This window comes from Bacillus luti (assembly GCF_001884105.1).
Lineage (GTDB): Bacteria > Bacillota > Bacilli > Bacillales > Bacillaceae_G > Bacillus_A > Bacillus_A luti.
This window is the reverse complement of sequence record NZ_MACI01000092.1, coordinates 1-12,679: the sequence shown is the minus strand read 5'-3', so window position 1 is coordinate 12,679 and position 12,679 is coordinate 1. Positions and strand designations below refer to the sequence as shown.

15 protein-coding genes and 1 pseudogene are annotated in these 12,679 nt (G+C 36.7%); 4 read left to right on the top strand and 12 right to left on the bottom strand.

Translation table 11 applies throughout. The features are described 5' to 3' along the window. Positions 1 to 186: 186 nt before the first annotated feature. A complete protein-coding gene (spoVB, locus tag BAQ48_RS22515; RefSeq protein WP_071712912.1) occupies positions 187 to 1,746 on the top strand; it encodes a stage V sporulation protein B in 1,560 nt (519 codons plus the stop codon). 29 nt (positions 1,747 to 1,775) lie between these two features. On the opposite strand, the gene BAQ48_RS22510 is transcribed toward spoVB, so the two are convergent. Beyond that, on the bottom strand, positions 1,776 to 2,423 hold the full coding sequence (locus BAQ48_RS22510; protein WP_071712911.1) for a DUF421 domain-containing protein: 648 nt from the start codon (positions 2,421 to 2,423) through the stop codon (positions 1,776 to 1,778). A 102-nt stretch (positions 2,424 to 2,525) separates the two neighbouring features. On the opposite strand from BAQ48_RS22510, the gene BAQ48_RS22505 reads away from it, so the two are divergent. Continuing rightward, entirely contained in the window at positions 2,526 to 2,909 is a 384-nt protein-coding gene (locus BAQ48_RS22505) for a TIGR04086 family membrane protein (protein WP_000349140.1), read from the top strand. A gap of 37 nt (positions 2,910 to 2,946) precedes the next feature. Here BAQ48_RS22505 and yajC read toward each other — a convergent pair whose 3' ends face one another. From yajC to ruvA, 6 genes are read right to left on the bottom strand one after another with little or no spacing between them, the layout of a single operon-like run. Beyond that, on the bottom strand, positions 2,947 to 3,207 hold the full coding sequence (gene yajC / locus BAQ48_RS22500) for a preprotein translocase subunit YajC (RefSeq protein WP_071712910.1): 261 nt from the start codon (positions 3,205 to 3,207) through the stop codon (positions 2,947 to 2,949). A gap of 27 nt (positions 3,208 to 3,234) precedes the next feature. Continuing rightward, a complete protein-coding gene (tgt, locus tag BAQ48_RS22495; RefSeq protein ID WP_000125362.1) occupies positions 3,235 to 4,374 on the bottom strand; it encodes a tRNA guanosine(34) transglycosylase Tgt in 1,140 nt (379 codons plus the stop codon). A gap of 12 nt (positions 4,375 to 4,386) precedes the next feature. Beyond that, positions 4,387 to 5,439, bottom strand: a complete 1,053-nt coding sequence (gene queA / locus BAQ48_RS22490; protein WP_071712909.1) for a tRNA preQ1(34) S-adenosylmethionine ribosyltransferase-isomerase QueA — start codon at positions 5,437 to 5,439, stop codon at positions 4,387 to 4,389. Positions 5,440 to 5,458: 19 nt separating this feature from the next. Then, a complete protein-coding gene (locus tag BAQ48_RS22485) occupies positions 5,459 to 5,659 on the bottom strand; it encodes a DUF2905 domain-containing protein (protein ID WP_000138162.1) in 201 nt (66 codons plus the stop codon). Continuing rightward, positions 5,656 to 6,657, bottom strand: coding sequence for a Holliday junction branch migration DNA helicase RuvB (gene ruvB, locus BAQ48_RS22480; RefSeq protein ID WP_071712908.1), 1,002 nt, complete (start codon positions 6,655 to 6,657; stop codon positions 5,656 to 5,658). The genes BAQ48_RS22485 and ruvB overlap by 4 nt, the downstream gene beginning before the upstream one ends. A 5-nt stretch (positions 6,658 to 6,662) precedes the next feature. Continuing rightward, positions 6,663 to 7,280, bottom strand: coding sequence for a Holliday junction DNA helicase RuvA (ruvA, locus tag BAQ48_RS22475; RefSeq protein ID WP_000464508.1), 618 nt, complete (start codon positions 7,278 to 7,280; stop codon positions 6,663 to 6,665). 188 nt (positions 7,281 to 7,468) lie between these two features. On the opposite strand from ruvA, the gene BAQ48_RS22470 reads away from it, so the two are divergent. Continuing rightward, a complete protein-coding gene (locus BAQ48_RS22470) occupies positions 7,469 to 8,413 on the top strand; it encodes an iron-hydroxamate ABC transporter substrate-binding protein (protein ID WP_071712907.1) in 945 nt (314 codons plus the stop codon). Positions 8,414 to 8,424: 11 nt separating this feature from the next. Here BAQ48_RS22470 and BAQ48_RS22465 read toward each other — a convergent pair whose 3' ends face one another. The 3 genes from BAQ48_RS22465 to BAQ48_RS22455 form a co-directional block, all read right to left on the bottom strand. Further along, on the bottom strand, positions 8,425 to 8,955 hold the full coding sequence (locus BAQ48_RS22465) for a BofC C-terminal domain-containing protein (RefSeq protein WP_071712906.1): 531 nt from the start codon (positions 8,953 to 8,955) through the stop codon (positions 8,425 to 8,427). A gap of 120 nt (positions 8,956 to 9,075) precedes the next feature. Continuing rightward, a complete protein-coding gene (locus BAQ48_RS22460; RefSeq protein WP_071712905.1) occupies positions 9,076 to 10,005 on the bottom strand; it encodes a DMT family transporter in 930 nt (309 codons plus the stop codon). 67 nt (positions 10,006 to 10,072) lie between these two features. Beyond that, positions 10,073 to 10,393 (bottom strand): ArsR/SmtB family transcription factor, encoded by a 321-nt coding sequence (locus tag BAQ48_RS22455; RefSeq protein WP_071712904.1) that lies wholly within the window; start codon positions 10,391 to 10,393, stop codon positions 10,073 to 10,075. Positions 10,394 to 10,837: 444 nt separating this feature from the next. Between BAQ48_RS22455 and BAQ48_RS22450 the strand changes: the two genes are divergently transcribed. After that, positions 10,838 to 11,272 (top strand): branched-chain amino acid ABC transporter substrate-binding protein, encoded by a 435-nt coding sequence (locus BAQ48_RS22450; protein WP_071712903.1) that lies wholly within the window; start codon positions 10,838 to 10,840, stop codon positions 11,270 to 11,272. Between the two features lie 33 nt (positions 11,273 to 11,305). Here BAQ48_RS22450 and BAQ48_RS22445 read toward each other — a convergent pair whose 3' ends face one another. Together BAQ48_RS22445 and exsA are read right to left on the bottom strand one after the other, a co-directional pair. Then, positions 11,306 to 11,950 (bottom strand): YhcN/YlaJ family sporulation lipoprotein, encoded by a 645-nt coding sequence (locus tag BAQ48_RS22445; RefSeq protein WP_001093527.1) that lies wholly within the window; start codon positions 11,948 to 11,950, stop codon positions 11,306 to 11,308. Between the two features lie 179 nt (positions 11,951 to 12,129). After that, positions 12,130 to 12,679, bottom strand: a pseudogene (exsA, locus tag BAQ48_RS22440) (spore coat assembly protein ExsA); the annotation flags it as partial.

Sequence of the window (12,679 nt, the reverse complement as noted above, 5' to 3'; positions counted from 1 at the left end):
ATATAACATCTCCTTCTTATTTCAGCACGAAAAGTCGCTTTTACTCCCGCTCTAATGGACAGCAATAACTACTACTTTCAAGAGCATTCATACTTCACTCTCTTAAATGCTTGTCATTCTTGTCTCATACGTGCATATAAATTATTGTAAATCATTCCACTGATTTTGAGAAGGTAGGAGAAGAGTATGACGAGACAAAGCTTTTTAAAAGGTGCATTTATTTTAATGATAGCTGGGTTTATTACAAAAATCCTTGGATTTATTAACCGCATTGTAATGGCACGTATACTAGGCGAAGAAGGCGTTGGCCTTTATATGATGGCTGTTCCCACCTTCATTTTAGCAATTACATTAACACAAATCGGCCTTCCTGTTGCAATCGCAAAATTTGTAGCAGAAGCAGAAGCGGTGAATGATAAACAAAAAGTCAAAAAAATATTAACTGTCTCCCTAGCTGTTACATCCGTTATTAGTATCATTTTAACAATTGGGATTATGCTCCTCACACCCATTTTAGCAAAAACATTATTAACCGATGAAAGAACGTACTACCCGTTAATGGCTATTTTGCCTGTCGTTCCTGTTATTGCAGTTTCTTCTGTTTTACGTGGTTATTTTCAAGGGAAACAAAATATGAAGCCTAGCGCTTATGCTCAAGTTATAGAACAAGTTGTCCGCATTACAATTATCGCTATATGTATTCGGTTATTTTTACCTTACGGCGTAGAATATGCTGCAGCTGGTGCTATGTTATCAGCCGTTCTCGGTGAAGTTGCGTCGTTATTATTTTTACTCACTTTATTTCAGCGCGAAAAACATTTATCAATACGTTCTGGATTTTTCACTACTGTAAAAAATAGCAAAGGGACATTTTATTCTCTTATGGATATTGCCCTTCCCACTACAGGGAGCCGTTTAATCGGTTCCATTTCATATTTTTTTGAGCCTATCGTTGTTATGCAAAGCTTAGCGATTGCTGGCGTTGCTGCCTCTGTCGCAACTCAGCAATATGGTATATTAAACGGCTATGCATTTCCACTTCTATCATTACCAGCCTTTATTACATACGCTCTTTCTACAGCACTTGTTCCATCCATTAGCGAAGCGATGGCAAAAAGGCAGCATAAATTAGTGGAACACCGATTACAACAAGCTCTTCGGATCTCATTAATTACTGGTGGGTGGTCAGTCGTTATATTATACGTATTTGCTTCTCCTGTTTTAACTCTTATGTATGGATCGGATAGTGCAACAGCATTCATCCAACTCCTTGCACCTTGCTTTTTATTTCATTATTTCCAAAGTCCGCTTACCTCTGTTTTGCAAGCTTTAAACCTAGCACGAGCTGCAATGATGAATACATTTATTGGCGCCATCGTGAAATTAATCGTTATTTTTGTACTAGCTTCAAGGCCAGATTTTCAAATGATGGGGGTTGCACTGGCCATCGCGGCAAATATAGTAACGGTAACCTTCCTTCACTATGCTACCGTTTTAAAGAAGATTACATTTACCATCTACGCAAAAGACTATATTTTTGGTGGGCTTGCCATCGGTATTGCAGGTAGCTTCGGCTTTTACCTTCATAAGTATATTGTTTTTTCTCATTCACTCGGTGTACAAACGTTATGGGAAATCATTTTAACAACAATCGTTTATACCATCCTCCTCTTCACTTTCAAACTGATTCGAAAAGAAGAGTTAAGCCGACTCCCTATCATTCGTAAACTTTCATTTTTGAAATAAACAGGCTTACTATTTCATATGGTAAGCCTCTAGTTTTCTTTTAAATCAACAAAAAATTGTCCATTTTGAAAGCTGCAGTACAAAACTTGTGTTATATCGTTATAACCTAAGTTTTTTAATTTCCCAATGAGCCATTCTTCTGTATGTTCAATCATTTGCAAATGACTAGATTGAATTTCCCCATCAATAATAAGCGGAAGAGTAAACCGCAATGCATCCTGTTTACCTTTTTGTTTTTGAAAGACAGATAACTTCCCAGATGGTTCTAAAATAGCGTATTCTACATCTCGGATATCTCCGACTCCCTGCTCCCTTAATTGCATCATTAAATCATCTATATTATAACGTTGCTTTCTCATCTTCTTTTCATCAATCTTTCCCGCATTTACAAGAATAGCCGGCTCTCCTTCTATTAAATGCCGAAATCGTTGATACTTTAACGAAATAACTGACAAAATGATTTGTATACACATAAGAAAAGTCATTGGAACTAATTGGTGCCAAAGTGATTTATCGGTATTTTCAATTGCGACTACTGCCATTTCACCAAGCATAATGAATACAACTAAATCTAATACACTTAGCTCTCCAATTTCACGCTTACCCATAAGACGAAAAATAATTAAGATGATGATATACAAAAGCATCGTCCGACCAATGATTGATACCCATTCCATTTCTACATCTCCTTTTTACATATAGACTCCCCTTTAAAAAAGAAACTAGTCTAACTTAAGCAAAATGAAAATATGCTTGTATTAAAAAGGAGGAATGCATAAATGGATGGAACGAAAAAATTATCAACGGCAATTGGTTTCGGTATTATTACCTTATTAATTCTTGCCTCTATTACAAGTATGGTCATGGCTCTTTTATTAAGGTTTACGAATATTAGTGAAGGAACATTAGTAATTACAATTTTTATACTAGCCCTCCTCTCCATGCTTATGTCTGGATTTATCGCTGGAAAAAAGGCACAAGGGAAAGGTTGGCTAGTAGGTTTCACGACAGGACTTACATTCACTGTACTTGTTTTTCTAGTTAACTATTTAGGCTTTTCTCAAACTTTATCGAACTCACAGTTACTTTATCAATTAGCATTAATGGGTGCGAGCACACTTGGTGGTATTTTCGGTGTAAATATGTCAAAGCAAACTAACTAAAAAAAGGCCCTGCACATTTCATGCAGGGCCTTCCTCATTAGTTTTTCACAACTTCACGAATCGCATTGCGATCGAAAGTTAAGTGTGAACCACCAGATTTAACAACGATTTTCGTTTCATCTACTGATTCGATTGTACCGTGTAAACCACCGATTGTTACGATAGCATCACCTTTTTTTAACTCATTTTGCATTTGAGCAACTGCTTTTTGACGCTTTTGTTGCGGGCGAATTAATAAGAAATAGAAAATCGCAAACATCGCAACGATCATAACGATATTCATCATACCTGCGTTCATCTTTTGTTCCTCCTTTTAAATTATGTATTAGAAGTTTTTAGCATTCGGTTTATTAAAGCCATACTGTTCAAAGAATTCTTCGCGGAAATCGCCAAGACGGTCTTCACGAATAGCTTGTCTCACCTGCTCCATTAAGTTTAACAGAAAATGCAGGTTGTGATAAGACGTTAAACGAATTCCGAACGTTTCATCACATTTCATTAAGTGACGAATGTACGCACGAGAGTAATTTTTACATGTGTAGCAATCACAGTTTGGATCAAGCGGACCGAAGTCTCTAGCGAATTTCGCATTTTTCACAACAAGGCGACCTTCACTTGTCATACATGTACCATTTCGCGCGATACGAGTTGGAAGTACACAGTCAAACATATCAATACCACGAATTGCACCATCAATTAACGAGTCAGGAGAACCTACTCCCATTAAGTAACGTGGTTTATTATCTGGAAGAAGTGGTGTTGTGAACTCAAGTACACGGTTCATAATATCTTTTGGCTCCCCAACAGATAAACCACCTACAGCGTAACCAGGGAAGTCCATTGAAACAAGGTCTTTTGCACTTTGACGACGAAGTTCTTCAAACTCCCCACCCTGTACAATACCGAATAAACCTTGATCTTGTGGACGTTCATGCGCTTTTAAACAACGCTCTGCCCAGCGGCTTGTACGCTCTACAGATTTCTTCATATATTCAAAAGTAGCTGGGAATGGTGGACACTCATCAAATGCCATCATAATATCTGAACCTAATGCATTTTGAATTTCCATCGCTTTTTCTGGTGATAAGAATAATTTATCTCCATTTAAGTGGTTACGGAAGTGAACGCCTTCTTCTTCAATACGGCGGAAGTCACTTAAACTGAATACTTGGAAACCACCAGAGTCTGTTAAAATCGCGCGATCCCAGTTCATAAATTTATGCAAACCGCCTGCTTCACGAATAATTTCGTGACCTGGACGCAGCCATAAATGATACGTATTACTTAAAATAATGCCAGAATCCATCGCTTTTAATTCTTCTGGTGACATCGTCTTAACTGTTGCAAGTGTACCAACTGGCATAAATGTTGGTGTATCAAATGAACCGTGTGGCGTATGTACACGTCCTAAACGCGCACCCGTTTGTTTACAAGTTTTAATAAATTCATAACGAATTGCTGTCATAATTTACTCCTTTTATTTGTTTCCTATTTTATCGTGAGATGCAACGAACATCGCATCACCGAAGCTAAAGAAACGATATTTTTCTTTTACTGCTTCATTATAAGCATGAAGTACATTATCTCTATTTGCAAATGCACTTACAAGCATAATTAATGTTGATTTTGGTAAATGGAAGTTTGTAATTAACCCATCAATTGCTTTAAATTCATAACCTGGGTACATAAAAATATCTGTCCAGCCAGAAGCAGCACAAAGCTTACCGTCATGATCTGTCGCAATTGTTTCTAACGTACGAGTTGATGTTGTACCTACTGTAATAATACGTCCACCATTCTCTTTCACACGATTTAATAATGCCGCTGTCTCTTCAGACATATGGTAATATTCTGCGTGCATATGGTGTTCTTCAATCGTATCTGCAGAAACTGGTCTAAATGTTCCAAGCCCTACGTGAAGTGTAATAAATGCTAACTCAACGCCTTTTTGTTTTAACTTCTCCAGTAACTCTTCTGTAAAGTGAAGTCCTGCAGTCGGCGCTGCTGCTGAACCGATTTCTTTCGCATATACTGTTTGATAGCGATCGCGATCTTCTAGCGTCTCTTTAATATATGGAGGAAGTGGCATTTCTCCAAGTTCATCTAAAATTTCATAGAAGATGCCGTCATATGAAAATTCAAGCTGACGTCCACCTTGATCTGCCGTTCCTGTGCAAGTTGCTTTTAATTTCCCTTCGCCAAAAGAGATAACAGTTCCTTCTTTTACACGTTTCGCTGGCTTAACAAGCGTTTCCCACTTATCGCCTTCTTCTTGTTTTAAAAGAAGTACTTCAATGTGTGCACCTGTATCTTCTTTCACACCGTGCAAACGAGCTGGCATTACTTTCGTTTCATTTAAAACTAAGCAATCCCCCTCATGTAAGTAAGAAAGAATGTCCGTAAAATGTTTATGCTCAATATCACCGGTTTCACGGTCTAACACCATTAATCTCGATGTTTCACGCTCTTCTAACGGGACTTGCGCAATAAGTTCTTCTGGTAAATGAAAATCAAACAGATTAATATCCATAACTGTATCCACCTATTTCTTATTTGAATCGATTTATTATATACATAATAAAAGATAATACAATACTTAACACAATACATGTAATGATAGGAAAATAAAAGGTAACGTTTCCTTTTTTCACAAAAATATCGCCTGGAAGTCTTCCAATGAACTTCCAAGCTAATCCAACAACGATAAGTAAGATACCTGCTGTAATAAGCAATTTCGGCATCTCCGTCATGCTTTTGGCATCTCCATTCCGAAATGCTCATATGCAAGCGGCGTTACGATTCGGCCTCTTGGCGTTCGTTGTAAAAAGCCAATTTGTAATAAATACGGCTCATACACATCTTCAATCGTATGAGATTCTTCTCCAATCGTTGCCGAAACAGTCTCTAATCCAACTGGGCCACCACGGAATTTTTCAATAATACCAAGCAATAATTTATGATCGATATGATCGAGTCCTAATTTATCTACTTGCAATAGTTCTAACGCCATTTGTGTGATTTCCATTGTAACCGTTCCGTTACCACGAACTTGTGCGAAATCACGTACACGTCGTAATAAACGATTTGCAATACGAGGTGTACCACGAGCACGTCTTGCAATTTCTAGTGCGGCTAACGAGTCAATTTCAACTTCGAATACTTCTGCTGTACGTTCAACAATCTCAGAAAGCTGATCTACTGTGTAATACTCTAATCTTGAAAGCACACCGAAACGGTCACGAAGCGGCGCTGATAATGCACCTGCACGCGTCGTTGCCCCAACTAATGTAAATGGAGGTAAGTCTAATCGTACAGACCGTGCTGACGGTCCTTTCCCAATTACAATATCAAGACAGAAGTCTTCCATCGCAGGATATAGTACTTCTTCAATTGATCTATGCAAACGATGAATTTCATCAATAAATAATACATCCCCTGGCTGAAGTGCTGTTAAGACAGCAGCTAAATCACCTGGTCTTTCAATTGCCGGTCCTGAAGTTGTTCTAACATTCACGCCCATTTCATTTGCAATAATATTCGCAAGCGTCGTTTTACCAAGCCCTGGCGGTCCATATAAGAGCACGTGATCTAGCGTTTCTTCACGCATTTTCGCAGCTTCAATAAACACCTCTAAATTATGTTTCGCCTTATCTTGGCCAATATACTGACGGAGCGTTTGTGGCCGTAATGAATATTCTAAATCCACATCTTCATATGCAGATTCCCCTGAAAGGAGACGTTCGTCCATTATACTCACCTCTTACCATTTAGTAAAAGACTAAGTGCCTTTTTAATATACTGATCCGTCGTCAATGATTCTTTTAATAACTCTGGTACAACGCGAGAAACTTCTCGTTCTGCGTATCCAAGTGCGCGCAGAGCTTCTAGCGCCTCATCCAGCTCAGCTGATGAACCTTTCTTCTCATCAAAACGTTCTTCGTCTGAGAATAAATCAACAAATGCATCTGGTACAACATCTGCTAGTTTTCCTTTTAAATCTAAAATCATTTGACGCGCGGTTTTCTTTCCGACCCCTGGGAACTTCACTAAAAACTTCTCATCTTCATGTTCAATCGCTTGAACGACCTGTCCTGTTTGACCAGAAGCTAAAATTGCAAGGGCACCTTTTGGTCCAATACCAGATACACCTAACAATTTTGTAAATAATAAACGCTCTTCACGTGTTTTAAACCCGTAAAGCGCCATAATATCTTCTCTCACATAATGATATGTATAGACACGGATTTCTTGCTTACTTCTTTGAAATACATACGGATTCGGTGTGAAAATTTGATAACCAATTCCATTATGGTCAATTACGACATATTCCGGTCCTACATACTCCACGTAACCTGTAACATATTCAAACAAAATACGATCTCTCCCTCTTAAATCATGTATTCCATTTTAACATATTTAATGATAGAAAAGCGAGACTGCCCCAACAAATGTTCTCTATTTGAAACTTCTGTTATTTTCCATTGACAGAAAGGTTGAAGCACATTAATATACAGAAGTCGATAATGATTATCAATACTAATTAAAGGGGTTACATCAGGATGAAACAGAAGGTATTTATTTTATTTACTATCATGCTAGTTGTTCTTTCTATCGTTGGCTGTTCTTCTCAAAAGGAAGAATCAAAAGCAAAAGAACAACCGAAAACAAAAGTTGTAAAACACGCTAAAGGGGAAGCTACAATTCCAGTAAATCCAAAGAGAATTGTTGATTTATCTGGATCAACAGAAGAATTATTACTTCTTGGACACAAACCTGTTGGTACAGCAAACACATATAAAGATAAAATCCAAAATCATTTAACAGAAAAATTAGATGGCGTAAAAGCAGTAGGGTGGTACTGGGCACCTAAAGTCGATTTAGAAGCTGTTACTGCTTTAAAACCAGACTTAATTATTTTAAATAATCGTCAATTGAAAATTTATGATCAATTAGAAAAGGTTGCACCGACAGTTGTTCTAGAAACAAACTTAGAAGATTGGCGCGGTAAGTTTAAAGAAGTAAGCAAGCTATTTGACGAAGAGAAGAAAGCTGACAAATGGATTGCAGACTACGATAAAAAAGCAGACTCTTTATCTAAAAAAATTAAAGAAAAAACAAAAGATGAAAACTTTATGTTCGTTGCAGTTACACCACAAAACTTCCGTGTATACGGTAGCTTCGGATACGGTGACATCATCTTTAACGACTTAAAACTTCCAGCAACAAAAGGTACAGATTTAAAGCAAACGATGGCGCAAGTATCACTAGAAGGTCTTGTTGCATTCCAGCCTGACCAAATGTTCGTTGTAAACTTCGGCGGAGAAGCTGATAAAGTGTACGAAGACTATAAAAACAGTGCCGTTTGGAAAGATAATAAAGCAGTAAAAAGCAATCACGTATATGAAGTATCAAACGAAGTATTCAATACGAAAGCATTCAATCCAATCGGAAAAGATATGCTAATTGATGAAATCGCAAAACAAATTTTAGATAAAAATAAATAAGAAAAAGCAGCTCACCATGAGCTGCTTTTTTTCTTACTTTGTACTGCATATTGCTTCATTTTTTCGATTGTCTTCACGAATCCTTCTTTTGACTTAATACGAATACCACGCTTCAACTTCGCCCGTTCATAACTCTCTAGCTTTTTCATATCAATTTGAAAAAAAGAATGAATCGCGTTATCACTTTGCGGCACACCTTTAAAGATTTGTAATATCCCTTCCTCTGAAACACCGAAATAACCACTCGTTTTCAATAAGGGAGAAATATCATCAACTTTCTTTTGTAATACAATTTGCACATCATCACGATCAACAAGTTGCCACTCTTTATATTGCTGTAAAAACTTTTCTAAATCCGCTACTTTTTCTGTAAATATTTCTTCACTTACTTCTCCATCAACATACATGCGCTCTAATAAAATTGTAACTTGAGGGTCTTTCTCTGTTACTTCTGGTACTGGCCCTTCCGCCCTTGCACTCGTTTCATAAACTAAACAAAACATCATAACGAACGCTTGCATTGTAATCAGTATCCATTTCATTTCCGTTCACCTCTTTTAGGCAAAATCAAACTTTCATTTGTAGCTTTTCCGGAAATGGGGGTTTTATCCCTAATTCATAGATTACTCCCATTAAGACTTATAGAGTCCAATGATTTCTACCTATTTCGAAACATATTGATTGCTTGAAAGCTTTTTTATATCTTTATTTGATTGTACCGTCGCTATATAGACTCCAATTAATACGATTACCATTCCAACTATTTGTTGCCACGTAACAGCTGCTCCATATAAGGCAACTGATATACCAGTAGCTACAATAGGAGTTAGATTTAAATACATACTCGCTGTGCTTGCACCTAGCTCTTCTACTCCTTTATTAAACACGATATATCCAATTAATGTCCCGCATATGACCATATACAACATTTCTATCCATCCCTGTAAAGAAAACGTCCCAACCTTTCCCCATCCATCTTCATATAGAGAAAGGCCTGCTAAAAACACAGTACCCAATACCGTCATACTCATTGTCGTCAACAAAGGGGAGACACCACTCATAACTTTTTTTCCTGTTAAGCTATATAACACCCCACAGACTAAAGCAGCTATAAATAAAAGATCCCCCTTATTAAATGACAAAGACGTAAGTGTATTCAATGAACCACTCGTAATAACAACTATTACACCGATAAGGGACAAAATTAAACTTATTCCGACTTTTATACTCCAAGACTCTTTAAAAAATAATATTGCTCCCAATGTTACAAAAACGGGCATTGTAGCAATAATAAGCGAGCCATTCAAAGTAGAAGTATAGTTAAGTCCCATAAAGAAAAAAACATTATAGCCAAAAATACCTGTTAACGATACAAATAACAGCCCTTTCCAATTCTTTAATAACAAACTTGTATTCCACTCAGATTTCATAAAAACTATACCGATTAAAATACAACCCGCTAAGCCAAAACGAATTGTCGCCGCAGTAATCGGTGGAATTTCAGTAATAACATGCTCTGCTGTTGCAAAAGACCCACCCCAAAACAAAGGAACAAATAGCATAATTACATACATACGATTTATTCTGTTCATTTTTATTACCCCTTTCACGTAAATAAGTTTAAAAGTTTAAACATGTTTACGTGTTAGTTAAAAAAAATTAATAATTTGACTCTATTGCTTGTAGTAAATCCTTCACCTGCTTTAAAAATTCTCCAGCTATTATAGAATAAAAAATTTCTTTTCCATGTCGATTCGCTACAATTAGTTCTGCTTGTCTTAAAATTTTCAAATGATGCGAAACAGCTGGTCTAGAAATCCCCATTTTATCGGTTATTTGCGTTACATTCATCTGTTTGCTTTCTAACAACAGCATAATAATTTGCTGACGATTCTCATCTCCCAACGCCTGAAATATAGGTGTTACGACCTGAAATTTCTCTAATACAACTTCTGTATTTCTACATTCAAAATTCTCCATATCCTATTCATCCCAACTTTTTATATCTAAAAAACATGTAATATATTACCATTAAATAGTAACTCTTTCATATACACTTGTAAATAACTTTATTTTCCGACTTTTACTTCAATAAAAAAAGGAAGATTGGATTCCTCCATTCTTCCCTTTATATTCATATAAAATGAAAGACGCCTGCAAAGCAGGCGTCTTGATGCGTTTACGGCGAGAGACCAGGCGACCACATTCGCGTGTTTAGCACTTAAGCATATCTCTCGTCTTACGTAAATTAGCTCATCGCTTTGCTAATATAACATTAATAACGTATAAGTGCAACATATTTATAAAAAAATTTTTATCTCCCCTTTATTATAAATCACTTCATGTAAATTATAAATTGATAAATGCAATATATATGTTACAATAAATGTACATCGAAATCATAATAAACAGGAGATGGATATTGTGAAAAAAATAAAGGATGAACGTCTCATTCTACAAACATTAAAGAACATACGTATTGCTTTTCTTTTTCAATCACTTGGTATAATTGGTATTTTAGGCTATATCGGATTCACTGAAGGAGCGGATCAAATTACAAAATCTCCATTATGGTTATTATTTATTCTTACGAGTATGGTACTTAGTTATTTACAGTTAAGCATTTCTATCGATGTAGAAGAAAGCGAAAAGGAAATACAGTTAACTCCTTATTACAAAATTGTTTTACGCTCTCTTATTGTTGGAATCGTTATGGCTATTATCTATATCATTTTCAGTCCAGAAAGACCTCTCTTTGAAGCTATTTTAACAGGTAGTATTCTCTTCCTATGCTTTTTAGCATCGTACTCCGTTAGTTATTTTATAAAAAAACGTCGTTTACAAGACGACGATGAATAAAGAGGAAGGGCTAGCCCTTCCTCTTTTGTTTTGCTATCGCATAGTACCAGTTAAACCGTAACGAATGTCTCGGAACATATTCACTATGTCACGATTAAAATCGTTTGTAACGGTGCCATTACGTAAACGTGTGTTCATTGCATCCACACGAGTAAACATATCATTTCTTACAGAAACGTACACATTTCTGTTTCCAACTTCATTTGCAACAGCTTGACGAATTTCGTTTGCAAGCGCTGTTTCATTCGATACTGGATTACGTGGTTTTACTGCAATCGCTACATCGTTTCCATATACAACTGTAGATACCCTGTCTACGTTATTCATACGTTTCACACGATTCGTAATTTTTTCTGCAGTTTTACCATCGTTGTTAATGTATGAATTGTTCATTGTAATATTACGTGTTGGGTGCGGATTTGCAATTTGTCCGTTGTAATTTACATCACGGTAATAATTATATCCTGTATCGTTACGACCGTTTCTATATGTTACATAGTCTGTATAACGATCGTTACGCGCCACATTGTCGCGATACTGGTGTGTATCATTATAAGATGTACGCTCGTAATTGTAATTACGTCCATCCATTGCGTTATTATCTTTTGGTGTACCACATGCAGCTAATGCACTGGTAACTAACAAAGAAGCAGCAATCACTTTTACTTTCGTATTCAATACAAAAACCCCCTCTGTTAGGATGAACTTCTCTTCTGAAAAGCTCCCTCTTATGATGAGTAACAGAGAGGATTTTTACACTGTTAATATTTCACTAGGAATTTTCTAACACTTGATGTGCATCTTCCGCTTTCTAAATAAATCTACATACAAAAAAGGCGGGAATAATCCCGCCTTTTTTAAACTTCCTCTTCTTCCTCTTCTTCTGAAACAGGTTCTCCAAATACATTTGGTGGATCTGGTTGGTAATACATCGTTCCTGGCTGTGGTGCATATGCTGACTGAGTTGGTTGATAATATAAAGGATTCGCATATTGTGGCCCACCTGGCTGCGGACTATACAGTCTACTGTCTCCACCACACCCACAATCTTCCTCACCCTGCACGAGCGGCGGCATATTATTATCCATTGGCATCATATTTGGATTTGGCATAGACGTATATTGCGGTCCAAACGGTGCCCCTTGCTGATATGGCATTTGATATGGATTTGGTTGTTGATAATACGGATTCGGTGGCATCATAGGCTGTTGATATGGCATTTGATATGGCATCATGTTCGGTGGTTGATTGTTATCCATAATCGGCATCATATTTGGCATTTGATTATTATCCATAATTGGCATCATATTTGGCATTTGATTATTATCCATAATTGGCATCATATTTGGCATTTGATTATTATCCATAATCGGCATCATATTTGGCATTTGATTATTATCCATAATC